The following is a 25,682-nucleotide window of genomic DNA, read 5'->3' on the forward strand; positions in this document are numbered from 1 at the left end:
GATACGATAGAAGACATGATGCATCTGTGGTATTAACATACGACTTGAGCAGCAAATGGACATTCTCTACCATATTTGTTTATGCAACCGGAAACGCAATTACACTGCCCGTTGCAAGATATGTTTTTGAAGGACGACTTGTAAGCGAATACGGAGAACGAAATTCATACAGGATGGCACCGTACCACAGAATGGATATTTCTGCTACATATACTGTAAAGAAAACAAAACGATTAGAGAGCAGCTGGAACTTTTCGGTTTTCAATGTTTACAATCGATACAACCCGTATTTTATTTATTTTGCCAATGAAGGAGATATTGCCAATGGCACCTTAAAAATTCAAGCAAAACAAGTTTCGCTGTTTCCTGTTTTACCATCTGTAACCTGGAATTTTAAATTTTAATGGAATTGCATTTACAACATATCCAATCAACTACAAAAGCAATTCTTTCATTCTGTTTTGTTATTCTTTTTTTTGTATTCAGCTCCTGCGAAAAAGATATTTCCGTTAAACTGCCCGATGTAGAAGAAAAATTAATGGTAGAAGGATTCATTGAAAATGATATGCCGGCAACTGTTTTCCTTACTAAAAACACTCCCTATTTTGCAACATTTACAAATGTAGGTGTAGAAGACTATGCAGTTAGCAATGCCATCATTACCATAAATGATGGTATTGTAACCGATACATTATTTGAATTTCTGCCATTTGCACCTGGATTTTATGTATCACACATTCTTGGAGAAATTGGGAAAACATACCAATTATCAGTTTCTTCTGGAGGGAAAAATGTTACTGCAACAACTACCATACAACAACCAGTTCCGATAATAAATATTCGCTTTCAAAAAAATTCAACTACAAATAAAGGAACTGTTTGGACAAAAATACTTGACCCAACTACCAAGCAATACTACCGTATGTTACACAAGGAAACCGAATTCGCATTATACGATTCGCCTCCAACTTCTGTTTACAAAGACGATTCCTTTAACGGACAAGAATTTGAATTTGGAGATTTTTTTGAAGACCTAGGCGACTCAAGCTATATCAAGATTTGCGTAATTGATAAAGCAGCGCATGATTTTATAAATAATTTTGAAATTGATGCGCGCAACAGAGGGAACCCTTTTGCCAATCCTATTACGATAAAAGGAAACATAAATGGAGGTTTAGGCATTTGGTGCGGATATGGAGCCAGTTACGCCTCTATTAAAAATGAATAAGTAGCTTAAAAATGTTAACATTACATAAAATCTGCTTTAGGAAATGAATACTAAAACAAATAGTTTTTACTTTTTTATTTCTATTTTTTGCATTCTTTTAATTACCCTATTTTTATTTACTGCTTGCGAAAAGGACATTACGGTGGATATTCCTACCAATGAAACTAAAGTGGTTATTGAAGGTCAAATTGAAGCTGGAAAGAATCCATACGTAATCTTGTCTAGAACATCGGGGTACTTTTCTGCTGTTGACTCTGTAGCCATTGCAAATACAATGATTCTAAACGGAGTGGTACTTGTTAAGAACAATGCACAAATTGATACCCTAAAACCAACACTCGATTTTAATTTTTTTCCTCCAATTATATATACTACAAATAGCCTTGTTGGACAAATTGGACAAACATATACACTTACTGTTATTGCAGATGGAAAAACATTTAATGCATCTACCATAATTCCTCAGCCTGTAGAGTTAGATAGCCTCTGGTTTGAGTTAGATCCACCAAACGATGACCTTGGGTTTATTTATGCATACCTAAGCGACCCTCCCGGCAAAGGAAACACTTACCGGTGGTTCGCAAAACGGCTGGGCAAAGACAGAAAGTTTATTGCTCCTTACGGCTCTGTATTTAACGATGACTTTTTTGATGGAAAGACCTTTAAGTTCGGCTACAACAGAGGTTCGGAATTTAACTCGCAAGCCGAAGACGATAAGAATGACGAAAGAGGCTATTTTAAGGTAGGAGATTCTGTTGTAGTAAAATATTGCAGTATAGATAAAGATACTTATCAATTTTACAGAACATTTGAAACCGATGTAGCAAATAATGGCAATCCTTTTGCACAACCAATGCCAGTTAAAACAAATATTGATAATAATGGTTTAGGAGTATGGGGCGGACTAAGTGCTACTTACGATACACTTGTAGCCCAATAATTTTGTTAAATTTATACACTAAAAAAATTTATATGAGCGAGCAACTAGAACACGTTAGATGTTTAATTATAGGATCGGGACCTGCAGGTTATACTGCTGCAATATATGCAGCTCGTGCCGACCTAAAACCCGTTATGTACCAAGGGTTACAACCTGGCGGACAATTAACCATAACCACCGAAGTTGAAAACTATCCGGGATACCCTAAAGGAACTCACGGACCGCAAATGATGGAAGATTTTAAAGCGCAAGCCGAACGTTTTGGAACGGACATACGTTGGGGTATTGCCACATCGGTAGATTTTACCGGACCTGTGCACAAAGTTGTGATAGATGAGAAAACAACTATTTTGGCCGATACTGTTATTATTTCAACAGGCGCATCGGCTAAGTGGCTTGGGTTAGAATCCGAACAAAAGTTAAATGGGTTTGGGGTTTCTGCGTGTGCTGTGTGTGATGGATTTTTCTTTAAAGGGCAAGATGTAGCAATTGTAGGTGCAGGAGATACCGCAGCTGAAGAAGCATCTTACTTGGCTAAACTTTGCAACAAAGTATATATGTTGGTTCGCAAAAGCGAAATGCGTGCCTCAAAAGCAATGCAACACCGAGTACTTAATACTCCTAACATTGAAGTGCTATTTGATACCGAAACGCTAGAAATACTGGGCGAAAAAACGGTGGATGGTGTACTAACAAAAAATCAAAAAACCGGAGAAACTAAAAAATTAAATGTAACAGGTTTCTTTGTTGCTATTGGACATACACCTAACTCTCAAATATTTAAAAACTGGCTTCAAATGGACGAAAGCGGCTATATAAAAACAATACCCGGAACCAGCAAAACTAATATTGAAGGTGTTTTTGCCTCTGGCGATGTGCAAGATAAAGTTTACCGACAAGCAGTTACAGCAGCCGGAAGCGGATGTATGGCAGCCCTAGATGCAGAACGTTACTTGGCAGCAAAAGGAATTCACTAAACTGATATACTAAATTTATTTGCTTAAAAGCTACCTAGTATATATATTAGGTAGCTTTTAGTGTTTTTATATAAACTAAAGCTTTAATACAGAATAAAAGAATGTTATTTAACGCTAAAATTCAATTACCTATTTTCCACATACATGTTGGTACTAGAGGCGTTATTTACCATGCTTTTTTTGTCATTTTTCTAATTCCCAAAATCTATTTTTCTCAGAAATTTGCAGGACAATTTCCTAGTGATAAAAAATATAAATTAATTGAGGTGTATGATTCTACTTACGGAATTAATATATACGACAAACTTATCATGGGCTTTAACAGCGATACCATTAGAAATGACAAACGTGGATATGCAGGACAAGGCTGGATTGAAGATTATTACGAAAGTGGGAAAACCTTACACCGAGGATATTATGTAGATGGTCAGCTAAAAATTTTCAAAAACTATTTTGACAATGGCCAGATGGAACGAAATTTTAGAGTTGTTGATTTTAAAAAATCTAGCATGGAGGTATATTACCAAGATGGCAAACTTCGTTCTAAAAGCGAGTTTGTAGAAGGTGTTGCCCAAAAAGAAGAAGATTATTACCCAAACGGACAATTAGAATATTATGAAGAATTGGCAAAAGATTTAGATCAAGTAATTCAACGAAAATCATTTTTTATGGACGGAAAACCGGAATCTACCTTTGAATTGCTAGATAAGAAGAAAAAGCGTTATGCAAAAAAAGAATACCATGAAAACGGTGTGTTAAAGGAAGAAGGGGAAATGGTTTACAACGAAAACTCCTTAGATTATGTAAAAGATGGTAAATGGAAAACATTTGATGAAAACGGGAAGATTACTAGTGAAGAAGAATATGTTGCAGGAGAGTTAAATAGAAAAATAAAATAATTATTTCCGTTTAATAAGCCACAATAACAGCGGAGGTAAGAGTAATAAATCGACTATTACTGCAATAAACAAAATAATACTTACCAATAATCCAAAGTAGAAGGTACTCTGAAAGTCGGACATGATGAGCGAAAGAAACCCTCCGCTAAGTATCAAAGATGTTACAACCACCGCTTTACCGGTAGAAATATATGTACGTTTTATTGCATACAACATACTTTTCCCTTTCATTAATTCCAACTTTAATCTTCCCAAAAAATGAATTGTATCGTCAGTTGCAATACTAAAGGCAATGGAAAAAATAATTGAAGTAGATACTTTTAATTCAATACCTGCTAATCCCATCAAACCTCCTACCAAAATCATTGGCACAACATTCGGAATAATAGAAATTATAACAATTTTGAATGATTTGTGCACCAATGCAATAATTACAGATACAACTAGAATAGACATGAATATTCCTTGTAGCATATTTATGGCTAAGTATTGATTATTTACATCAATTAAATGAGCAGTGCCTGTAATTCGATATCCAAGAATATTTTTGTTGATATGTGAATCGAAAAACAAATTTAAACTATCATTTTTTTGATTAATTACCCTACTCCCCAAGTCATTTATCTTTCCGGTTAATCGGCCTTCTAAGAAATTCTTAGTAAGTATCGTTTTAAATTCGGGTCGCTTTATAATTTTTTTAACCAATGTTACACACTGGTTAAATTCCGCAGTATCGGTGGGGATTTTATAAAACTCGTTTCCTCCACCATTTATTGCTTTATTGGCTTGCTTAATAATTGAAGTGGGGGAAATTATAAATCCTGCACCATAAGAAGAACTTCTTAAATAGTGCTCTAGTTTATCTAACTCGTTAATTGCCTCAAATGAAAGTATATTTTTGGAAGAATCTTTTGCGAATACAGCAATTTCAACAGGTCTTATTCCCTGAAAATTTTCCTCGAAAAAATTCATATCAATCATTAATTCATCGCTATCAACTAAATCTTCCAGCAAATTATTATTAATCACTATGGTAGAAATACTATATATGCTTAATGCACATAACAACAAGGTTGTAGCAATAATTCCGTTTCTTCGCTTAAGCACAAACAAAAGCAATTTATGCAATTGTTTATTCCAAAAAAGTTGATTGTTTTTTTCGTTTTTATCTATCGGATTCTTTATAAATGGTAATAAAATAGGAAGAAGTAAAAAAGCCAATACAAAAGCTATTAAAACTCCTATAGAGGTGTATATTCCAAAATCTTTTACCGGCTTAATGGTTGAAAATAAAAGTGCCAAAAAACCTACACTAGTAGAAATAAGTGTTATAAATGTTGGAAAACCTACTTCCTTAAGTGTGATAGAAATAGCATTAGATATACTATTCCCTTCACGCAATGCTTCTAAATATTTAGATAGAATATGAACCACATCTGACATTCCCACAATAAACATCATGGTAGGCATTAGCACCATCATTAAATCGAGCGGTTTGTTCATTAATCCCATCAACCCAAAAATCCAAATCATCGATAGGAAAATAACCAACATTGGTATCCAAATTCCCCATAAGCGCCTAAATGAAATAATAAGAAAAATAATAACCAGCACTACGGAGGCTAGCATAAATTGAATAAAATTTTTACTTATTTTTTCTATATAAACGTATTGGGCTTTAAATTTCCCGGCAATATGATAATCATCGAAATCATATACTTTCAACATACGCTCTAGTGCAAACAATAAAGTGTCGGATGCTTGCTTGCTAATACCTTCTTTTGTTTTAAAAACAATACATATAGAAGGTGTTTTTTTAGAAAAAAATGTCCCAACCAACTCCTCCGAAGTAAAAATATCGGTAGAATCTTCTTGGTATTTTTCAGGTTCTTGATAGTGTAAATAAGGAATTTCGATAAAACCAATTGGTGCAACTATCTTTTTTGTAAGATTGGTTGGAGAAACTAGCGAAACAACATTTGGAATACGTTTAATAGAGTCCGAAAGGGTTGCTACTTTAGTCAAGAATGATTTAGTAAAAACACCTTTCTTACTTTCAATACCAACTATACCAAACTCATTGTCATAGCCAAATTTTTGCCTAAAATTGAGATAGAATTCTAATTCATCGTCTCCGTAGGGGAAAAAACTTTCAAAATTGTAGTCGAACTTTAATCTTGTTGTATAAAATGCAAAAACACATGTGATAATAGCTACAACTACCACAATAGACATTTTTACGTTTTTATGCTGAAAATCCATTTTACCCCACAAAAGTATTAGAAAGTCGCATTGAGAAAAATTATATAGAAATTAAATAATTATTTTTTTGCTTAAATTTTTAAAAAGTGTATATTGGCACAACTAAAAAACAAAAAATATGAAAAAACTACTAACAATTTTCGCATTATTGCTGAGCCTTTCAGTTGTAAAAGCTAGCAATTACAAATTAGACAACCAGGCTATCGACAACATGTTCGATAACTCTGAAGAATTATCAATCACAGATGCAAACATCTCTGACTTAGCAATGGACTATGCAGGAGTTTCATCAACTGCTGACGGAAAAACTCAAGTTGGATTCTTAGTAAGAGCTTGGTTTTGCGGTGGTATTGCATTACACAGATACTACATGGGAACAAACCAAAAATGGATGTGGGCTATGTATTTCTGTATCCCTGTTGTAGGTTATGTAAACGTGTTGGTTGATTTCTGGGCATCAGTATTTATTAAAGATAACTACTTAAAATATGCAAACAATGACAAGTACATTGTTTGGTTAGACTAATTATATATTATCTAAAAAAAGAAGAGGCGGTGTTAATTAACACCGCCTCTTCTTTTTTACATACTTATCAAAATATTATTTATTCTCAGCTATCCACTGAGTTATAATAGGTCCATACACATCATCAATTTCTAATCTTTTTATAGCAGAGCTTTCTCCTTTTAGAATTACAATTCTTGACTTTGGAATATGCCACAAATCAGACAAATAAGCCAACAAACACTTATTTGCCTTTCCATCGGTTGGAGGAGATGCAATTTTGCATCCCAACATATTGTTTTCAAAGTATAAACTGTTTTTTTTGCTATTGGGCTTTGCCTTTATGGTAAGAATCATTATTCCTCAAAAATAGCGTTGGTAGAATAGGCTTCTGGTTTACCGGCAAAAAGAATTTTTGTTTTAGCCCATGTAGATTTAAACAATTCAGAATTTCTATAATTCTCTAATGCTTCTGAGTTTTCCCAAATACTATAGGTGAAAAATATGGAAGGAGAGTTTTTATCGTTAAGTAGTTTCAATCCTTTGCAGCCATCAAAATTTCTAATTAGATGTTTTGATACATTAAAAACCTCTAAAAAGGAATCGACCTTTTCAGGAATAAATGTCATTTTCACTATTCTTGTAATCATTGGAAATTAACGGTAATTATATCTCCCAAATGCAAATTTAGCAAATTGGCAATTTTCCCTTTATTGATAGATAGTTCAATATGATTAGCCGAATTAAAAATTGCTACCATCTCCCCCTCTACTACATCGTTATACGTTTCGCTTATTTTTGAAATACTATAGCGAGTGATGTCGATGGTATATTTTCTGCCTTTACCTGTTTCGGCAAACAAGCCTTTTGTTATGTTGGTAATGGCATTTCCATAAGAATCAATATATATAATTGAGCCTCTTATTGCTGTAGGATTTGCAATTGGTCTCAAAATAGTTTTTTCCTTCAATTCTTTTTTCAACGTACCAATAACCTCTAAAGTTCCACCTCGTGCAATATGGCAAGCAGCTTTCGCAAATATATCCCGAATTGGGAAGTTTAATGTATCTACATCTTGTTTAAGATTTAGCTCAACTACAATATCAGGAACCTTATCAAACAACAACGAAAAAATACCATTGTCCGCACCAATAAAATACTGTCCGTTTATCTGCACTGCGGTATAAGGCGAATTAATATCAGGATGTGCATCAATTCCAATTATATGAACGGTACCTTGCGGAAAATTAGGATAACTATTTTTAATTACGTAAGAAGCCTGCATAATATCAAAAGGCTCCAGTTCGTGCGTTATATCAACAATACAAGCAGTTGGCAATTGCGAAAAAATAGCTCCTTTTATTGCTCCTACATAATAATCCTTTAAGCCAAGATCTGTAGTAAGTGTAATTATAGGTTGATTATGTTTCAATTCCGTGCTATATAATACTGTTAATATGCAAAAATAAAAACTAATTTCCTTACATCTAACAAAAGAGTTTAAATGTTATTTTTACAATCTGTAAAATCTATCTGTACAACAATCTAAACCAACCAATAAGTTGAACGAAAAAACTATCATTCTTAATTCAGTAAACCCCATCGATATTTATGGTGTAAACGATACTCAATTAGAGGCGATAAAAAAACAATTTCCAAAACTGAAAATAATTGCCCGTGGCGAAACTCTTAAGTTAATTGGAGATGAGCAAGAAATAGCCATTTTTGAAAGTAAACTAACAATGCTTATCGATTATGTTAATCGCTACGGAAAGCTTACGGAAACGAATATAGAAGAAATAGTATCAAGTGTAAATGACACAGCAGAAACACCTATAAACTCAAACGATGTGCTTGTGTTTGGGAATGGAGGATTGATTATAAAACCAAAAACAAAAAATCAACGTAAGTTGGTAGAAAGTTGTCGCAAAAATGATATTGTTTTTGCCATTGGTCCTGCAGGTACAGGAAAAACATATACCGCTGTTGCATTAGCTGTGCAAGCGTTAAAAAACAAACAAGTTCGAAAAATTATTCTTACACGACCAGCTGTGGAAGCCGGAGAGAATTTAGGTTTTTTGCCGGGAGATTTAAAAGAAAAGCTCGACCCTTATTTGCAACCATTGTACGATGCCTTGCACGATATGATTCCGGCCGACAAACTAGCATATTATTTAGAAACACGAGTAATTCAAATTGCACCGCTAGCTTTTATGCGCGGTAGAACGCTCGATCATGCTTTTGTAATATTGGACGAGGCACAAAATGCTACTGAAGGTCAGTTGAAAATGTTTTTGACCAGAATGGGCTCTTCTGCTAAATTTGTTATTACAGGAGATGTTACACAAGTAGATTTACCTAAACACCAAAAATCAGGCTTAAGCCAAGCCATGCGTTTGTTTAAAAACGTTGATGGCATTGACTTTGTGCTACTTAACAATAGTGATGTAATTAGACACCGACTGGTAAAATCAATTATTGAGATTTATGAAAAAGAAAGTAACAACTAAAAATAATTTATGATGGCAAGTGCTTTAACTCAAACCAATTATACATTCCCAAATCAAACCAACTACTATAAAGGTAAAGTGCGTGATGTATATACTATTGCCGACAAATATTTAGTAATGGTTGTTTCTGATCGTATTTCTGCATTTGATGTAGTGCTACCAAAAGGTATTCCGTACAAGGGACAGGTGCTAAATCAAATTGCTCACAAATTTTTGAAAGCAACAGAAGATATTTTGCCAAATTGGATAATTGATGTTCCTGACCCGATGGTTACAATAGGAAGAATGTGCCAACCATTTAAAGTAGAAATGGTTATTCGTGGTTACTTAAGTGGGCATGCCTGGCGAGAATACAGTGCCGGAAAACGTATGTTATGCGGAGTACAAATGCCCGATGGAATGAAAGAAAACGATAAATTTCCAACTCCAATTATTACCCCTTCTACCAAAGCTTCCGTTGGTCATGACGAAGATATTTCAAAAGCAGATATTATAGCCAGAGGAGTTGTTACAAAAGCCGATTACGAACAATTAGAAATCTACACACATGCAATTTATAAAAGAGGATGTGAGATAGCGGATAAGCAAGGACTAATACTCGTTGATACTAAATATGAATTTGGCAAAATTGATGATACAATATACTTGATAGATGAAATTCATACTCCTGATTCCTCACGATATTTTTATAAAGAAGGGTATACTGAACGCCAACAAAACGGAGAAGCGCAAAAACAATTGTCTAAGGAATTTGTAAGACAGTGGCTTATATCAAATGGTTTTCAAGGAAAAGAAGGACAAACTATTCCGGAAATGAGCGAAGATTGGGTAAATCAAATTTCGGAAAGATACATTGAGTTGTATGAAAAAATTACCGGAGAAAAATTTACAAAAGACAATAACAACAATTTATCTGAACGAATAGAAAAAAACATTGCTGCATCTTTACAAACACTTAAAAAATAATCATTATTTTTCTGTAATGCTTTTAGCCGCAATCCAGGCTGTAGACCACGCATTTTGAAAATTAAATCCACCGGTAATACCATCAATATTTAATACCTCTCCAGCAAAAAAAACATTTTGGTTGATTTTACTTTCCATTCTTTTTAAATCAACCTCATTCAAACTAACACCACCACAGGTTACAAACTCCTCTTTAAAAGTTGTTTTACCTTTTGCTTCATAAACATCAGCAACCAAGCACACAAATAACCTATTCAACTTTTCGTTCGATAAATCGGCCCATTTGGCATTTTCGGGTATTCCGGATTTAGCAACAAAAAATTCCCAAAGTCTAGACGGTAAATTACCGATAGAAGAATTAAGTACATTCTTTACATGGTTCTTTTTTTTGTGCTGAATCAACTGTTCCATAAAATAAGCTTTATTCTGCTCCCCTACCCAATTTACCTCCACACTAAAATTATAATTCACTTTATGCAATTCCGTAGCACCAAATGCTGACAGCTTAAGTATTACAGGGCCACTAAGCCCCCAATGAGTGATGAGCAAAGGACCTTGCAACTGCAACTTTGTGTTTCTAATAGACACAATTGCTTGTGGTACACTTATACCCAATAGTTTTAAAATAGGATTATTAGGAACATTAAATGTAAACAAGGATGGGATGGGCGAAACAATAGAATGTCCCAGTTTTTTTATAAACGAATACGATTCCTCTTTGGCACTCCCTCCGGTTGTAATCAATAGTTTGTCTGCATTAAAAATTGTTCCGTTTTTAAATTCAAGAACGTAGGCAGCAGAATCTGTCTTAGTAATCGAAATTAACTCAGAACCTAAATTTATTTTTATTCCTAGTTGCTGAGCCTCTTTTAAAAAACAATTTGCAATCGTGGCAGAATTGTTAGATACAGGGAACATTCTTCCATCGGGCTCTGTTTTCAATTCTATATCATAATTTCTAAACCAACTCACAATATCTTCTGTACTAAACCTACTAAAAACGCTTCTTAACTCTTTCTCTCCACGAGGGTAATTTTTTACAAGCACAGCATTTTCGTAACATGCGTTTGTTACATTGCATCTCCCCCCTCCCGACACCAAAACTTTTGTAAGCAACTTATTCGTTTTTTCAAACAAAACTACCTCGCAGTTTGGATTAAACATTTTTATATTAATAGCTGCAAAAAAACCTGCGGCTCCACCTCCTATTACTGCAACTTTATTCAATTGTATTTGTACTTTTGTTTTGTTAAAAATACAAATTATGTTAGGATTAAAACTACCCACCGACCCAAGATGGGTTAATATTGTAGAACAAAATATAGATGAAATACTAACCGACCATGCTTGGTGCGAGCAAAAAGCAGTATCAAATGCCATATCAATTATTGTAAAATATCCGGAACATACTGATATGGTTGACGCTTTGCTTGAAATTGCAAAAGAAGAATTAGCGCACTTTGAAATGGTGCACGAAAAAATAAAACAACGCAACAATGTGCTAGGACCTGAGCGAAAAGACGAGTATGTAAATGATTTATATAAATTTATTCGGACCGGATTTGCACGCCATATTGTACTTGTAGATAGATTACTATTTTCTGCGTTGATAGAAGCTCGAAGTTGTGAGCGTTTTAGAGTACTTTCAGAAAATATAAAAGACAAGAACTTAGCCGAATTTTACCGTGAACTTATGATAAGCGAAGCCACACACTACACTACTTTTATTGGTTTTGCCCGCAAATATGGACAGGGTGTTGATGTAGATAAACGCTGGAAAGAATACCTTGAATACGAGGCTACTGTTATAGCAAAATATGGAAAAAAGGAAACCATTCACGGATAATCTTCTCTAAATAGACAATTGTAAGGCGCACCCCGTCAATTTAAGGTTAAAAACATGTTGAAAACTCTTCAAAAGTAAAAAGTCTCCAACTGCCAATTTCTATGGGCTTTTTATGTCTTTTTAGTATATTGTATTTCTAAAAAAAACAGATTTTATGGCATCTAAAGCCCAAAAAAAAGAATCATTAACTTTTGAGGATTTTAAACAAATAGTTTTAAACGACTATAGAATTGCAAATGAAAGTCGCGAAGCATCGCTTCTTGGTAGAAAAGAAGTTTTGACCGGAAAAGCCAAGTTTGGAATTTTTGGCGATGGAAAAGAAGTGGCACAAATTGCCATGGCAAAAGTTTTTAAAGAGGGAGATTTTAGATCGGGTTATTATCGCGACCAAACATTTATGTTTGCCACAGAAAACCTAACTATAAAAGAATGGTTTGCCGGCTTGTATGCCAATGCTGATGTAGATTTGGAACCATCATCGGCTGGAAGACAAATGAACGGCCATTTTGCTACACGTAGCTTAAACCCCGATGGAACTTGGAAAGATTTAACAAAAATAAAAAACTCATCGTCCGATATTTCTCCAACCGGAGGTCAAATGCCACGACTATTAGGATTGGCAATGGCTTCGAAGGTTTATAAAGAAAATCCTGAACTACAACAAGGAGATTTTTTAAAATTTTCGAACAAAGGAAATGAAGTAGCTTTTGGAACCATAGGAGATGCTAGCACCTCCGAAGGACTTTTTTGGGAAACCTTAAATGCTGCGGGCGTAATGCAAGTGCCCATGGTAATGTCTGTTTGGGATGATGGTCATGGAATATCTGTTCCCAAAAAGTACCAAACCATAAAAGAAAGTATTTCAGAAGCGCTAAAAGGGTTTCAAAGAAATGCAACTCAAACAGGATACGAAATTTTGGTAACTAAAGGGTGGGATTATGCGCACTTATGCGAAACATACGAGAAAGCCGCAAAAATTGCCAGAGAACAACACGTTCCTGTGTTGGTACATGTTGATGAAATGACACAACCGCAAGGGCACAGCACATCTGGCTCTCACGAGAGATACAAATCGAAAGAAAGGTTGCAGTGGGAACAAGACTTCGACCCTATTTATAAAATGCGAGAGTGGATTATCTCCTCAGCCATTGCAAGTGCCGAAGAACTTGATAAAATAGAGAATGACAGCAAGCAATTTGTTCGTGAACAAAAAAATTTAGCATGGACAGATTTTATTACTCCCATAAAACAGGAAGTAAAGGAAATTGCCGACATAATTGAACACGTTGCCGCAGAAAGCAAATACTCCGAAGAACTACACAAAATTAAATCTACGCTATTAGAAACACCAGATGCTATAAGAAAAGATTGTGTAGTAGCAGCAAAAAAGGCGCTAAGAGTTACTCGATTCGAAAACAATACAGCAAAACAACAACTAAGCAATTGGTTAAATATTTCTACCATTTCTAATTACGACCGCTACAACTCTTATCTATTCAGTCAATCAGAACTAGCTATTTCTAATAGCAAACCGGTATCGGTAGAGTATTCAAGCGAAAACAAGGTGGTAGATGGAAGAGAAATATTAAGAGATAACTTTGATGCAATTCTAGCAAAACACCCGGAAGTATTGATATTTGGCGAAGATGCTGGTAAAATTGGCGGTGTAAACCAAGGATTAGAAGGATTACAAAAAAAATACGGAGAGCACCGTGTTTTTGATACAGGTATTAGAGAAGCAACTATCATTGGACAAGCAATTGGTATGGCCTTAAGAGGATTGCGTCCAATTGCAGAAATTCAGTATTTAGATTACTTATTGTACGCAATTCAAATCATGAGCGATGATTTGGCTACAGTGCAATACCGCACCAAAGGTGGACAAAAAGCTCCGGTTATTATCAGAACCAGGGGACATCGATTTGAGGGTGTTTGGCACTCTGGCTCTCCAATGGGAATGATTATAAATTCAATTAGAGGAATTCATGTTTGTACGCCACGTAATATGACACAAGCAGCGGGCTTCTACAACACACTTTTGGATGCTGACGAACCTGCAATTGTAATTGAACCACTTATGTGTTACCGCATGAAAGAGCCACTTCCCCTTAACCACGGACAGTATAAAGTACAGCTTGGCATGCCAGAAATTTTATGTAATGGAACAGACGTTACTATTGTTACCTACGGATATTCCTGTTATTTAGCCGTTGAAGCTGCTGAACAATTAAAAGAATTTGGAATTTCAGTTGAGGTTATTGATGTACAAACCTTATTGCCATTTGATATAACAAGCACAATTGTAGAATCTATAAAGAAAACCAATAGAGTATTATTTTTAGACGAAGATGTGTCCGGAGGTGCAAGTGCATATATGATGCAAAAAGTGTTGGAAGAACAAAGCGCTTATAGATACTTAGATGCCGAACCTAAAACATTATCAGCAAAAGACCACCGACCTGCATACGGATCAGATGGTTCTTACTTCTCAAAACCTGCATCAGACACTATATTTGATGCTATTTACGGAATGATACAAGAAACAAATCCGGAGCAATTTCCAAAGTTGTATTAATTGTATAGATGAAAAAATTTACAAGAACAACCGAAGCAGACTCTAAGTATAACAACTTGGAGAAAATGAATATTAAGGAATTGCTTGCAAACATAAACAAAGAAGACCACGATGTTCCAAAGGCAATTAGTAAGGTAATTCCGTCAATTGAAAAACTAGTTTCTCAAGTAGTAAAAAAGCTTAAATCAGGTGGCCGATTATTTTATTTAGGAGCCGGAACCAGCGGCAGACTAGGAATTGTAGATGCTTCGGAATGCCCACCTACTTATGGAGTGCCTCATGGCATGGTTATAGGTCTAATTGCCGGAGGCGATGCTGCTATACGCAAGGCTGTTGAGTTTGCAGAAGACGATACCAAACAAGGGTGGAAAGATTTAAAAGCACATAAAATATCAACAAAAGACATAGTTATTGGAATTACCGCATCCGGCACAACCCCTTATGTAATTGGAGCAATAGAAGAATGCAACAAACAAAAAATTACAACAGCCTGCATTACCTGCAACTCCAATAGCCCACTTGGCAAAATTGCAATGTATCCTATAGAAGTAGTTGTGGGGCCTGAATTTGTAACAGGCAGCACCAGAATGAAAGCAGGTACTGCTCAAAAATTAGTGCTAAATATGATTTCGTCTGCTGCTATGATAAAATTGGGAAGGGTAAAAGGAAATAAAATGGTAGACATGCAATTAAGCAACAACAAATTAGTTGACAGAGGAACCAATCTGGTAATGAAATCTCTTGGAATACCCTATAAACAAGCCGAACAACTACTTTTAAAGCATGGTAGTGTAAGAAAGGCGATTAGTGCAATTAAGTAGTACTTTATTTATTTCACAACCCGAAACAAACAGCTAAGCTTTTTGCAGCTTATTTAGCTTAATTACAGTTTTAACAAAGTTAGTAAACAATGGGTGTGGATTTTCTACTGTGCTTTTATATTCGGGATGGAACTGAACGGCTAAAAACCATGGATGATTCTTTAATTCAACCATCTCTACCAAACCTGCATCCGGATTCATTCCTGAAGCAATCATACCATATTTTTCAAAATCTCTTAAATACTCATTATTAAACTCATATCGGTGACGATGACGTTCTTGTATATTTTTAGTTTTATATACATCAAATGCTAATGAATTTTCGTCTGCTATTTCGCATGAATAAGAACCTAAACGCATGGTTCCTCCTTTGTTTACAATCTTTTTCTGCGTTTCCAATAAATCGATTACGGGATGTGGTGTTAAAGGATTCATTTCTGTAGAATGTGCATTTTTTAATCCAATAACATTTCTAGCAAATTCAATAACAGCACACTGCATTCCCAAGCAAATACCAAAAAATGGAATGTTGTTTTCTCGTGCATACTTTATAGCCGTTATCTTCCCTTCTATTCCTCTGTTTCCAAAACCAGGAGCTACCAATATACCCATCAATCCTTTCAACTCCTTTGCTACATTCTCTTCTTCTATATCTTCGGAATGTATCCACTCTATATTTACTTTACAATCATTTATAGCACCAGCATGCACAAATGCTTCTGCTATTGACTTGTAGGAATCTCTCAGTTCAACATACTTTCCAATTAAACCAATATTTACTACACTTTTAGGATGATGTAACTTATCCAAAAATACTCTCCAATTATCAAGATTTAACCTACCACCTACTTCAACACCTAATTTTTCAAGCACAACAGCATCCAATTTTTCTTTTTCCATTAGCAATGGTACTTCATAGATAGTAGAAGCATCTCTAGCCTCAATTACCGCATCTGGAGATACGTTACAAAATAGTGCAATCTTATTTTTCACTTCCTTTGTTACAGGCCATTCTGTTCTACATACCAACACATCGGGCTGAACACCTGATTCCAGTAGCATTTTAACAGAGTGTTGTGTCGGTTTGGTTTTTAATTCACCGGCAGCAGCTAGATAAGGTAATAAAGTAAGGTGTATTACTAAACAATCTTTTCCAAGTTCCCATTTTAATTGGCGAACCGACTCAATATATGGCAAAGACTCAATGTCGCCTACTGTTCCACCAATTTCGGTTATTACGAATTGATACTTTCCTGTCTTACCTAATACTTTAATCCTATTTTTAATCTCATCAGTTATATGTGGAATTACCTGCACTGTCTTTCCCAAATAATCACCTCTTCTCTCTTTATCAATTACAGTTTGATATATGCGACCCGTAGTTACGTTATTTGCTTTTGACGTAGGTACATTTAAAAAGCGTTCGTAATGTCCCAAATCCAAGTCTGTTTCGGCACCATCATCAGTAACATAACATTCGCCATGTTCATAAGGATTTAGTGTACCAGGATCAATATTAATATATGGATCTAATTTTTGAATGGTAGTTGTAAAGCCTCTTGCCTGAAGAAGTTTAGCCAAAGAAGCAGAAATAATTCCCTTTCCTAAAGATGATGTTACGCCACCTGTAACAAAAATGTATTTGGTATTGTGTTGCATATATAAAGTTATAAAATCAGATTGTTTTTGTATAATATATATGCAAAATATTTAAGGTTTACTCTTTTTTGAGCTCAATTATTTTTTGATCCACCCTAGACTCAATTGCTTGATTTTGAGAATAAGTTGTAAGCCAGAAAAAAACTAAAACTGTAACTGCAGCAAAAGTTATTTTATTCATTAGTATTTTGCCTTATTTTTTTGTGAAGTCATAATTACAACCAAACTACTCTTTGTGGTACTCAATCAAACCCAAAATCGGTGACTGTAGCGTCTTTCCTAATTTTATACCGTATTTAGAGGCTACAAAACTTATTTCATCTGCAAAATTAATAGCAATAGAGCCTACACAATTGAAGGGCAAATTCTTGTAGCCATCGTACTTGCATATGTGATTTATAAAAAACTCATCGAAACATGAGTATAGTATTTTTTTTACACCTAAATTACTTTTATGTTTAAAAGCAAACTTTGCAAAAGAAGCTAAAAATCTATTAGGTAGAGGCTTTTTATATACTGCATCTAAAATAGAAGCTACATCTAATTTGTATTCATTGGCAAAATCATCCAACACGTCTTTATCTAACTCTTTATAGATAATTGATTTTACTATAGACTTTCCAATATGCGCCCCACTTCCCTCATCGCCCAAAATAAAACCTAATGATGTTACATTTTCTATAATCTCCATACCATCATACAAACAGGTATTGGCACCCGTTCCTAATATGGCTGCAATTCCATTTTCCTTTCCTAACAAGGCTCTGGCTGCAGCCAACAAATCGTGGTTGATTGTTATATCGGCATCCGGAAACACACTACGCAGCGCGTTATACACAATTTTTATTTTGTCTTCGCTCGAGCAGCCGGTTCCGTAAAAAAAGAGTTTGCAATTAGGTTGTAGTTGATTACGAATTTTAGGTAATAAATTTTCTGAAAGCTCTTTAGAAATATCATTGCTGCTTTGAAAGTAAGGGCTAAAGCCTATTGTAGAAAAAAACTCCTTTGAACCATTTGACACTAAACACCAATCTGTTTTAGTAGATCCGCTGTCGGCAATTAATAGTTGTTGGTTCATCTTATATTCCATAATTATTCAATAAATTTAACAATGTGCTTTATGCAAACAAATTTTGTTTGTAAATAGATTTAAGTAATTAGATATGATAAAAAAAACAGTGAAATTATTAGGTGGAATATTACTTCTGCTGATTATAGTCCTTTTAGTTCAAACATTTCGTTTCAAATCTAAACAACCACCAATCAGTGCTCCTATTTCGTTTAAAATGGATACTGCCAGCATTAAAAATTTATGCGATGCTATTAATTATCAAACGGTCTCGTTTGATGATACATCGCTCATTGATAAAAATCAATTTACATTGTTTACAAAATTTTTGTCTGAGAGATATCCATTGGTCGATTCAATTTTATTGCCCCAAAAAATAAACTCCAGCTTGTTATATACTTGGAAAGGGAAAAATAACAACATAAAACCAATTATACTTATTGCGCACATGGATGTTGTACCTGCAACCAATACAAGCGACAATAAATGGAAAGAAGATCCGTTTAGCGGCATTGTTAAAGATGGATACATTTGGGGGCGTGGCACGCGAGACGATAAAATATCTGTTATCAGTATTTTAGAAGCTGTTAATTCATTACTAAAAGAAAACTATTCGCCCGAAAGAACTATATACATTGGCTTTGGACACGATGAAGAAATTGGAGGATTAAATGGCGCAAAAAAAATTGCCGAACACTTAGAAAAACAAGGCATAAAAGCGGAATACGTATTAGACGAGGGATTACTGGTTACAAAAAATCTAGTCCCAGGTATTTCTAAAAAAGTAGCATTGATAGGCACTTCAGAAAAAGGATATGTATCGCTTGAATTATCTGCCCATATTGATGGTGGACATTCATCCATGCCGGGTAAAAAAACAGCAATAGGCACACTATCTGAAGCAATAGCTAAACTCGAAAAAAATCAAGCTCCCGCAAAAATTTGCAAACCGGTTGAGGAATTTTTTGAATATGTTGGCCCTGAAATGCCTTTTATACAGCGAATGGTGTTTGCAAACACGTGGCTACTAAAAAATATCGTGATCGGAATATTTGAAAAAACAAATTCGGGGAACTCGTTGGTGCGAACAACTATGGCTGCAACAATTTTTGATGCAGGAACAAAAGACAATATTTTGCCGGCAGAAGCTAAAGCCACTATTAATTTTAGAGTTTTACCCGGAGAAACAATATCGGAAGTTGTAAATAGAACAAAAAGAATAATTGGAGATGAATCTGTTTCAATTACTATTAAAGGTCAACAGAACGAACCAATGCCTTCATCAACAGCAGACTCGCCATCGTTTAAAATTATCGCGCAAAGCATTTCACAAACATTTGATAGTACATTAGTAGCACCATCGCTGTTTATTGCAGCAAGCGATTCTAAACATTATTTGAATGTTGCCGAAAATATTTATAGATTTTTACCATTGGTAACAACTGGAGAAGAGCTAAAACAAATACATGGAGAAAACGAACGAATATCAATTGATAATTACCAAAAATGTATTCTATTCTACCAACAATTGATAAAAAATTCTAATGTAATGGAAGTAAATTAATCGTTTTTCTTGATTTTCGATTTAACGCCTTCTACTATTTTTACAAAAACAAAAATTGTTGCAAATAGTAAAAATCCGGCAACAATTACCATTAATAAGGCAAAAAGCATAGTTGAAAAGATAAGTGGACCCGAAGGGAGTCGAACCCCCAACCTTCTGATTCGTAGTCAGATGCTCTATCCAGTTAAGCTACGAGTCCATTTTAGTATTTTATAGAACCGAGGCAAAGATAATAAAAAAGAATAAACCAGCTTAATTTCTACCCATTTCGCTCTTAATAAGCTTTACTAGCTGTTTAGCCTCATTATCGGTAAGCTCCATCCCTATTCTAATAACTCCGATTGATGTATCAAGCACAATGCGCTCGCCTGAAATTGACCAATAAGAAAGTGTTAGATTTTGAAAAAAATTACGTTCATTGTATGTTACAACCTGGACATCACGAATACTGCCAACATTTACAGTTTCTTGTTTATAGGGCTTAAATACCTGCCTATAATAATTTATTACCCCTGCATCAAAAATAATTTTTTCGTACCCATGTTTACGCCATTGATACGCTTTATACGCAAATTGTAAAAAATACACCCAAAACCCTGCCCAAACAATTATACCAACCTTTGTTTGAGAATCTGTTACAAAAAACAGCTGTGAAATGAGTGCAATACCTCCAATAAGCCATGCAATTAGCCAGAATTTTAGTATTTGAGATTTTTTCTCCACAAAAAACGCTTTAATAGTAACTTCTGTATAGTTCTCTTTTGGGTTTTCGACCGAAATTCTATCTGAATTAAATTTTATACCGTTCATATAATTGGGTTGAAAAAACAAAGGTATTATTAATATCTTTACTTACATACACCCAACAACCTTGATTTATATGCAAAACTTCACGTTACTTCTATTTTCATTGTGTTCTACATTTCTTTACTCACAGAGCTTTTGCGGAACGGATACTAAATACTTGGATTTGCTGTCCAAGAATCCTGCACTGCAGCAAAAAATGGATGCTCAAGAAAGTTTTATTAAACAATACATTGCAACTAAAGGCGCAAATAAAACCAACACGGTAAAAATAATTCCTACCGTTTTTCATATTATACATAATTATGGTCCGGAGAATATTTCCGATGCACAAGTAATTGATGCGTTAAGAATATTGAATGAAGATTTTAGAAAACTTAATTCAGACACCAATCTTATTGTTTCCGGATTTAAAGGAATTGCAGCCGATTGCGAAATTGAATTTAGATTAGCACAACTAGACCCTGAAGGAAAATGTACAGACGGAATTACACGAACAGTATCTTTATTTACCAATGCCGGAGACGACAATGTAAAGACGCTTATAAGCTGGGATACCGACAAATACTTAAACATATGGGTAGTTGCAGGCATTAGCATGTCGGGCGTTGCGGGCTTTGCATACTATCCGGGAACAGCGCCACAATTAGACTTTGAAGGCGTTGTTATAGAACAAGCTTATGTTGGCAGTATTGGAACATCTTCCGCAGCGAACAGCAGAGTGCTAACACACGAGGTTGGTCATTTTATGAACTTGGTGCATACATTTGGCTTTGGCACTTGCGGAGATGCAAGCAATTGCAATACAAGTGTTAGTGACTTTATAACGGATACACCACCTACCAAAGGTAATTGCAGCACTTGTAATTTAACTGCCACATCGTGTGGTGTGCTTGAAAATGTTCAAAATTATATGGATTACTCTTCATGCAATTTGATGTTTACAACCGACCAAAAAAGTAGAATGGATGCCGCATTAAACTCTCCATTAGCTGGCAGAAGCAATTTATGGTCTCCTACAAATCTATCATTTACAGGTGTTTTAAACACACCTTCTGTTTGCTTTCCTGTTGCAGATTTTACAAGTAGTGTAAAAAATATATGTTCCGGAGATAGTCTTCTATTTACCGATTTATCTTGGAATGGATCTCCAACGCAATGGCAATGGAACTTTCAGGGAGGAACACCGGCAAGCTCTACAATTGCAAATCCTACCGTTTATTATTCTACACCCGGCTTGTATTCTGTTACATTAACATGCAGTAATAGTGCCGGGCAAGATGTTAAAATAAAAACCTCACTGATTAATGTTGGCACATCTGTTGGAACATATTCTACCATTTTTACCGAAGGATTTGAAGGTTCCTCCATTCCAAATTCAGATTGGGATATAAATAATCCCGATGCACAAGGCACTTGGCAAACCTCAAATTCAGTAGCTTTTACAGGTAGCAAATGTGCGTTTGTAGATAATTATACCAACGGAATTAATGGTGAATGGGAAGAGTTAATCTCCCCCTCCGTTAATCTTTCTACCATGTCTAACCCTATTTTATCTTATAGAGTAGCCTACGCAAGAAGATTTAGCACAGAAACCGATAAGTTAGAAGTTTACTATTCTGAAAACTGTGGAGAAACTTGGACAATTAGACAAACTAAATTCGGATTTGCTTTGCAAACAGCATCTGCCACGTCAACAGCATTTGTGCCTGGCAGCTCCAATTGGCGTAAAGAATTGGTAAATATTGCACCAGTTCAGGCAAAAACAAATGTGAGATTCAAATTTAAGTTTACGAGCGATTTAGGAAATAATCTATATATAGATGACATTAATGTACAACCCTTAAGCTTATCTGTAGGTGAAGATGAGCGACTAATGTATAATGTATTTCCAACCATAAGTTCAGACTTTGTTACCATTCAAATTTTTGACAACACGTCAACAAATAATATAACCATTAAGTTGGTAGATGCCTTAGGTAAAACAGTTCTTATTCAAAATGGAAAAGCTATTGAAACAGACAGCAATAACATGAGTTTGAATATTAGCCATCTTGCTAAAGGCATATACACGTTGAATATCATCAACAACAGCAATGCCAGACAGTTTAAGGTAATTAAACAATAAGCTTGTTTATTTTTAGTATTTTCTGTAACTTATAGTGTATATATTTTCCCCTGTATATATAATCACTAACTGTTTTATTGTACATATACTTTTTATATGAAAAAAATTATTTTATTATTTACAGTAATTTCTATATTGGGTGGAAATGAATTTTTTGGACAAAAAACATGCGCTACCGATTCTTTCTACTTGGAACGCATAAAAATAAAACCTTCTATTGTTCCGGATAGAGAGGCATTTTTGGAAGAAATTAATTCGAAAAGCAATTCTACCAACTTAACTACACAATCTTCTGCCACTAAAATTATACCTGTTGTATTTCATATCATTCATAATTATGGAGCAGAGAATATTTCCAAAAATCAAATACTAGATCAACTTCGCATCTTAAACGAAGACTTTCGCAAAAAAAATGCCGATACAACATCTATAGTTGCTTCATTTAAGCCAATAGCTGCCGATTGCGATATTGAATTTAGATTAGCACAAATTGACCCACAAGGAAATTGCGCAGAAGGAATTACACGAACGGCATCTAGCTTAACCTATGGAGGGGATAACTCTATAACTAATTTAATTTCTTGGAATACGCAAAAATATTTGAACGTATATGTATTTAATCAATTAGGTGTTGGAGGGGCGGCTGGATACACATTTCTGCCGGGAACATTCAACGCAGGCGACCCGGAAGATGCTATCTATATGAGTTACGATTATATTGGAAGCATTGGCACTTCTAGTTCAAGCAGAAGCAGAACACTTACACACGAAATTGGTCATTGGCTTGGCTTACAACACACCTGGGGAAGTGGCAATAATAATAATGTTGCGTGCGGAAACGATGGAGTAAACGATACTCCTATTACTAAAGGTTCGGCTACAAGCGTTTGTAATTTGAATTTGCAAGTATGTGGTAGTGTAATAGAAAACGTACAGAACTATATGGATTATTCCTACTGTTCAAAAATGTTTACAGCTGGGCAAAAGTTGTTAATGCAATCCGTACTTAATTCGAATTCTTATCCTAGAAAAAATATTTGGTCAACAACAAACTTAAATGCTACGGGTGCTTTACTTACAGGTAATCTTTGTCCACCTACAGCTGATTTTATTGCCACGAAAACAACTTTTTGTGCAGGCAGCAATACTCAATTTACAGATAAAAGCTTTACAGCCACACCAACTCAATGGTTATGGACATTTGCCGGTGGAACACCTTCTACATCTACCTTACAAAACCCTATTGTAACATATAGCGCAAGTGGAATGTATTCTATTACGCTAACCGCGAGCAACAGTATAGGCTCAAGTACAAAAACGCGAACATCCTATGTAGATGTACTTTCAACAACAGCTGATTATGCTAATACATACTCGGAGAGTTTTGAAGTAGGAACCATCCCGAACGTTGATTGGACAAGAATAAATGATGATGGGGGAACATCTTGGACAACTAAAATTGGAGCCGCCTCATCAGGAAACAAAAGTGCCTATATTAACAATAGCAATAATACCGATGGTGAAATAGATGAACTCGTATCTCCATCGATAAACATAGCTTCTATTTCCAATGCTGCATTAAGCTTTAAATTATCATACGCACAAAAAAATAGTGGTAATAACGACAGACTTCAAGTTTACACATCAGTAGATTGTGGTGTGAGTTGGTCGTTACGTTATAATAAAGCAGGTAGTACATTAGCAACCGTTTCGGCACAAGCAAGTGCATTTACACCTAACAACGCAGCGCAATGGAGAAAAGACATTGTAAACATATCTCCGGTTTTAAATAGCACCAATGTGTTAATTAAGTTTAAGTTTACGTACAACAATGGAAACAATATTTATATAGATGAAATAAACTTGCAACCTACCGGAACAGGGATAGATGAGTATAATCCAATTTCTAATTTTATGGTTTATCCGTCTTCTACTTCTAGCCTATTAAATGTAAATTTTTATGCTACAACTAATGAAAAAGCATATATTAAGTTATTTGATATGCTTGGTAAAGAATTGAAAACATTGGAACTAAGCAACAATGCCATTGGTAGCAATACGGTAACTATTGATGTTTCTAATTATACAAGCGGCATCTATTTTATTTCCATGGGAACAAAATACGCTTCTCTAAAGACTAAATTTATAAAGCAATAATGCCTACAAAAACAGTTGTATTAATAGGTGCAGGTAGGCTTGCAACTAATTTGGGTATAGCGCTAGTAAATAATAAATTCAAGATATTGCAAGTGTATAGCAGAACTGCAAAATCTGCTAAGGAATTAGCTTCAAAATTAAATTGCAACTATACCAATAACTTTAACCAATTAGATAATAGTGCAAGCTTGTACATAATTTCTGTAAAAGATGATGTATTACCAGTAATTGCCAAAAAAATAGCCTTAAAAAACAAATTGGTAGTACACACATCAGGCTCAATAAATATGGATGTTCTAAAAAATGTTTCTTCCTCTTACGGCATTTTTTATCCACTGCAAACATTTAACAAAAACAAAACACTTGATTTTAGAGAGATTCCCGTTTTTATAGAAGCCAGTGATTTGAAAACAAAAAAACAAATTAGCACTATCGCAAAAAGCATTTCAAAAAAAGTGCATTATGCAGATTCGGAAACTAGAAAGCTAATACATTTATCGGCTGTATTTGCCTGCAATTTCAGTAATCACATGTACACAATTGCTAGCACACTTTTACAATCGAAAAAAATTTTATTTTCAATTTTACAACCACTAGTTGTAGAAACAGCAAAAAAAGCATTTGAAATAACGCCCAACAAAGCACAAACAGGACCTGCAATTAGACGAGACCAAAAAGTAATTGAGGAACATCTAAAGCTTTTAAAAGCAACTAAAACAAACAAGGAAATATACAGCCTACTAACAAAATCAATTCAACAAACACGTTAAAT

Annotated in this window: 23 protein-coding genes and 1 tRNA gene; 15 read left to right on the forward strand and 9 right to left on the reverse strand. The window is 34.8% G+C overall.

Annotated features, from left to right (window positions below):
* From J0M08_11160 to J0M08_11180, 5 genes are all read left to right on the forward strand, one after another.
* Positions 1-404: TonB-dependent receptor (locus J0M08_11160; protein MBN8703616.1), on the forward strand; the 404-nt coding region annotated here is incomplete at its 5' end.
* Positions 404-1,228: a DUF4249 domain-containing protein gene (locus tag J0M08_11165; protein ID MBN8703617.1), complete on the forward strand. Its 825-nt coding sequence runs from the start codon at positions 404-406 to the stop codon at positions 1,226-1,228. The genes J0M08_11160 and J0M08_11165, both read left to right, overlap by 1 nt.
* A 43-nt stretch (positions 1,229-1,271) precedes the next feature.
* Positions 1,272-2,168: a DUF4249 domain-containing protein gene (locus J0M08_11170; protein ID MBN8703618.1), complete on the forward strand. Its 897-nt coding sequence runs from the start codon at positions 1,272-1,274 to the stop codon at positions 2,166-2,168.
* A 32-nt stretch (positions 2,169-2,200) separates the two neighbouring features.
* A complete protein-coding gene (gene trxB / locus J0M08_11175; GenBank protein MBN8703619.1) occupies positions 2,201-3,145 on the forward strand; it encodes a thioredoxin-disulfide reductase in 945 nt (314 codons plus the stop codon).
* Between the two features lie 101 nt (positions 3,146-3,246).
* Complete coding sequence (locus tag J0M08_11180) at positions 3,247-4,044, forward strand: hypothetical protein (protein MBN8703620.1); 798 nt, start codon at positions 3,247-3,249, stop codon at positions 4,042-4,044.
* Here J0M08_11180 and J0M08_11185 read toward each other — a convergent pair whose 3' ends face one another.
* Positions 4,045-6,306, reverse strand: coding sequence for an MMPL family transporter (locus J0M08_11185; protein MBN8703621.1), 2,262 nt, complete (start codon positions 6,304-6,306; stop codon positions 4,045-4,047).
* 118 nt (positions 6,307-6,424) lie between these two features.
* Here J0M08_11185 and J0M08_11190 point away from each other — a divergent pair, with 118 nt between their 5' ends.
* Positions 6,425-6,832, forward strand: coding sequence for a hypothetical protein (locus J0M08_11190; GenBank protein MBN8703622.1), 408 nt, complete (start codon positions 6,425-6,427; stop codon positions 6,830-6,832).
* A 75-nt stretch (positions 6,833-6,907) separates the two neighbouring features.
* Here J0M08_11190 and J0M08_11195 read toward each other — a convergent pair whose 3' ends face one another.
* The 3 genes from J0M08_11195 to J0M08_11205 are packed head-to-tail and all read right to left on the reverse strand — an operon-like array spanning position 6,908 to position 8,225.
* Positions 6,908-7,168, reverse strand: a complete 261-nt coding sequence (locus tag J0M08_11195) for a DUF167 domain-containing protein (GenBank protein ID MBN8703623.1) — start codon at positions 7,166-7,168, stop codon at positions 6,908-6,910.
* Positions 7,168-7,461 carry an antibiotic biosynthesis monooxygenase gene (locus J0M08_11200; GenBank protein ID MBN8703624.1) on the reverse strand — a complete coding sequence of 98 codons (294 nt, stop codon included), beginning with the start codon at positions 7,459-7,461 and terminating at the stop codon, positions 7,168-7,170. The genes J0M08_11195 and J0M08_11200 overlap by 1 nt, the downstream gene beginning before the upstream one ends.
* Complete coding sequence (locus J0M08_11205) at positions 7,458-8,225, reverse strand: SAM-dependent chlorinase/fluorinase (GenBank protein ID MBN8703625.1); 768 nt, start codon at positions 8,223-8,225, stop codon at positions 7,458-7,460. The genes J0M08_11200 and J0M08_11205 overlap by 4 nt, the downstream gene beginning before the upstream one ends.
* A 148-nt stretch (positions 8,226-8,373) precedes the next feature.
* Here J0M08_11205 and J0M08_11210 point away from each other — a divergent pair, with 148 nt between their 5' ends.
* Together J0M08_11210 and J0M08_11215 are read left to right on the forward strand one after the other, a co-directional pair.
* Entirely contained in the window at positions 8,374-9,321 is a 948-nt protein-coding gene (locus J0M08_11210; GenBank protein ID MBN8703626.1) for a PhoH family protein, read from the forward strand.
* A gap of 12 nt (positions 9,322-9,333) precedes the next feature.
* A complete protein-coding gene (locus J0M08_11215; GenBank protein MBN8703627.1) occupies positions 9,334-10,287 on the forward strand; it encodes a phosphoribosylaminoimidazolesuccinocarboxamide synthase in 954 nt (317 codons plus the stop codon).
* Between the two features lie 3 nt (positions 10,288-10,290).
* Here the strand turns inward: J0M08_11215 and J0M08_11220 are convergent, their stop codons facing one another.
* Positions 10,291-11,667, reverse strand: a complete 1,377-nt coding sequence (locus J0M08_11220; GenBank protein ID MBN8703628.1) for an NAD(P)/FAD-dependent oxidoreductase — start codon at positions 11,665-11,667, stop codon at positions 10,291-10,293.
* Here J0M08_11220 and J0M08_11225 point away from each other — a divergent pair.
* The 3 genes from J0M08_11225 to murQ all read left to right on the forward strand — a co-directional run bounded on the left by J0M08_11225 (position 11,552) and on the right by murQ (position 15,529).
* Entirely contained in the window at positions 11,552-12,133 is a 582-nt protein-coding gene (locus tag J0M08_11225; GenBank protein ID MBN8703629.1) for a tRNA-(ms[2]io[6]A)-hydroxylase, read from the forward strand. The genes J0M08_11220 and J0M08_11225 overlap by 116 nt on opposite strands.
* A 154-nt stretch (positions 12,134-12,287) precedes the next feature.
* Positions 12,288-14,708, forward strand: coding sequence for a transketolase (locus J0M08_11230; GenBank protein ID MBN8703630.1), 2,421 nt, complete (start codon positions 12,288-12,290; stop codon positions 14,706-14,708).
* Between the two features lie 8 nt (positions 14,709-14,716).
* Entirely contained in the window at positions 14,717-15,529 is an 813-nt protein-coding gene (murQ, locus tag J0M08_11235) for an N-acetylmuramic acid 6-phosphate etherase (protein ID MBN8703631.1), read from the forward strand.
* Between the two features lie 33 nt (positions 15,530-15,562).
* Here murQ and J0M08_11240 read toward each other — a convergent pair whose 3' ends face one another.
* Both J0M08_11240 and J0M08_11245 read right to left on the reverse strand, forming a co-directional pair.
* Positions 15,563-17,188, reverse strand: coding sequence for a CTP synthase (locus J0M08_11240; GenBank protein ID MBN8703632.1), 1,626 nt, complete (start codon positions 17,186-17,188; stop codon positions 15,563-15,565).
* Positions 17,189-17,414: 226 nt separating this feature from the next.
* Entirely contained in the window at positions 17,415-18,266 is an 852-nt protein-coding gene (locus J0M08_11245) for a hypothetical protein (GenBank protein ID MBN8703633.1), read from the reverse strand.
* A gap of 85 nt (positions 18,267-18,351) precedes the next feature.
* On the opposite strand from J0M08_11245, the gene J0M08_11250 reads away from it, so the two are divergent.
* A complete protein-coding gene (locus J0M08_11250) occupies positions 18,352-19,821 on the forward strand; it encodes a M20 family peptidase (GenBank protein ID MBN8703634.1) in 1,470 nt (489 codons plus the stop codon).
* Between the two features lie 125 nt (positions 19,822-19,946).
* On the opposite strand, the gene J0M08_11255 is transcribed toward J0M08_11250, so the two are convergent.
* A tRNA-Arg gene (locus J0M08_11255) sits at positions 19,947-20,020 on the reverse strand.
* 53 nt (positions 20,021-20,073) lie between these two features.
* Positions 20,074-20,631 carry a hypothetical protein gene (locus J0M08_11260; GenBank protein ID MBN8703635.1) on the reverse strand — a complete coding sequence of 186 codons (558 nt, stop codon included), beginning with the start codon at positions 20,629-20,631 and terminating at the stop codon, positions 20,074-20,076.
* Positions 20,632-20,701: 70 nt separating this feature from the next.
* Between J0M08_11260 and J0M08_11265 the strand changes: the two genes are divergently transcribed.
* The 3 genes from J0M08_11265 (at position 20,702) to J0M08_11275 (ending at position 25,680) form a co-directional block, all read left to right on the forward strand.
* Positions 20,702-22,753, forward strand: a complete 2,052-nt coding sequence (locus J0M08_11265; protein MBN8703636.1) for a PKD domain-containing protein — start codon at positions 20,702-20,704, stop codon at positions 22,751-22,753.
* 96 nt (positions 22,754-22,849) lie between these two features.
* Positions 22,850-24,910 (forward strand): PKD domain-containing protein, encoded by a 2,061-nt coding sequence (locus J0M08_11270; protein ID MBN8703637.1) that lies wholly within the window; start codon positions 22,850-22,852, stop codon positions 24,908-24,910.
* On the forward strand, positions 24,910-25,680 hold the full coding sequence (locus J0M08_11275) for a DUF2520 domain-containing protein (GenBank protein ID MBN8703638.1): 771 nt from the start codon (positions 24,910-24,912) through the stop codon (positions 25,678-25,680). Before J0M08_11270 ends, J0M08_11275 begins: the two co-directional genes overlap by 1 nt.
* Positions 25,681-25,682 lie beyond the last annotated feature (2 nt).

Source organism: Bacteroidota bacterium (assembly GCA_017303975.1).
Lineage (GTDB): Bacteria > Bacteroidota > Bacteroidia > JAFLBG01 > JAFLBG01 > JAFLBG01.

What these genes read in the sequence shown, in the direction of transcription:
- J0M08_11275 (MBN8703638.1), top strand. Translation starts at nt 24,910, where the DNA reads ATGCCTACAAAAACAGTTGTATTAATAGGTGCAGGTAGGCTTGCAACT.
- J0M08_11230 (MBN8703630.1), top strand. Translation starts at nt 12,288, where the DNA reads ATGGCATCTAAAGCCCAAAAAAAAGAATCATTAACTTTTGAGGATTTT.
- murQ (MBN8703631.1), top strand. Translation starts at nt 14,717, where the DNA reads ATGAAAAAATTTACAAGAACAACCGAAGCAGACTCTAAGTATAACAAC.
- J0M08_11190 (MBN8703622.1), top strand. Translation starts at nt 6,425, where the DNA reads ATGAAAAAACTACTAACAATTTTCGCATTATTGCTGAGCCTTTCAGTT.
- J0M08_11170 (MBN8703618.1), top strand. Translation starts at nt 1,272, where the DNA reads ATGAATACTAAAACAAATAGTTTTTACTTTTTTATTTCTATTTTTTGC.
- J0M08_11265 (MBN8703636.1), top strand. Translation starts at nt 20,702, where the DNA reads ATGCAAAACTTCACGTTACTTCTATTTTCATTGTGTTCTACATTTCTT.
- J0M08_11215 (MBN8703627.1), top strand. Translation starts at nt 9,334, where the DNA reads ATGGCAAGTGCTTTAACTCAAACCAATTATACATTCCCAAATCAAACC.
- J0M08_11225 (MBN8703629.1), top strand. Translation starts at nt 11,552, where the DNA reads ATGTTAGGATTAAAACTACCCACCGACCCAAGATGGGTTAATATTGTA.
- J0M08_11200 (MBN8703624.1), bottom strand. Translation starts at nt 7,461, where the DNA reads ATGATTACAAGAATAGTGAAAATGACATTTATTCCTGAAAAGGTCGAT.
- J0M08_11240 (MBN8703632.1), bottom strand. Translation starts at nt 17,188, where the DNA reads ATGCAACACAATACCAAATACATTTTTGTTACAGGTGGCGTAACATCA.
- J0M08_11180 (MBN8703620.1), top strand. Translation starts at nt 3,247, where the DNA reads ATGTTATTTAACGCTAAAATTCAATTACCTATTTTCCACATACATGTT.
- J0M08_11195 (MBN8703623.1), bottom strand. Translation starts at nt 7,168, where the DNA reads ATGATTCTTACCATAAAGGCAAAGCCCAATAGCAAAAAAAACAGTTTA.
- J0M08_11270 (MBN8703637.1), top strand. Translation starts at nt 22,850, where the DNA reads ATGAAAAAAATTATTTTATTATTTACAGTAATTTCTATATTGGGTGGA.
- trxB (MBN8703619.1), top strand. Translation starts at nt 2,201, where the DNA reads ATGAGCGAGCAACTAGAACACGTTAGATGTTTAATTATAGGATCGGGA.
- J0M08_11165 (MBN8703617.1), top strand. Translation starts at nt 404, where the DNA reads ATGGAATTGCATTTACAACATATCCAATCAACTACAAAAGCAATTCTT.
- J0M08_11185 (MBN8703621.1), bottom strand. Translation starts at nt 6,306, where the DNA reads ATGGATTTTCAGCATAAAAACGTAAAAATGTCTATTGTGGTAGTTGTA.
- J0M08_11220 (MBN8703628.1), bottom strand. Translation starts at nt 11,667, where the DNA reads ATGGCATTTGATACTGCTTTTTGCTCGCACCAAGCATGGTCGGTTAGT.
- J0M08_11245 (MBN8703633.1), bottom strand. Translation starts at nt 18,266, where the DNA reads ATGAACCAACAACTATTAATTGCCGACAGCGGATCTACTAAAACAGAT.
- J0M08_11250 (MBN8703634.1), top strand. Translation starts at nt 18,352, where the DNA reads ATGATAAAAAAAACAGTGAAATTATTAGGTGGAATATTACTTCTGCTG.
- J0M08_11260 (MBN8703635.1), bottom strand. Translation starts at nt 20,631, where the DNA reads ATGAACGGTATAAAATTTAATTCAGATAGAATTTCGGTCGAAAACCCA.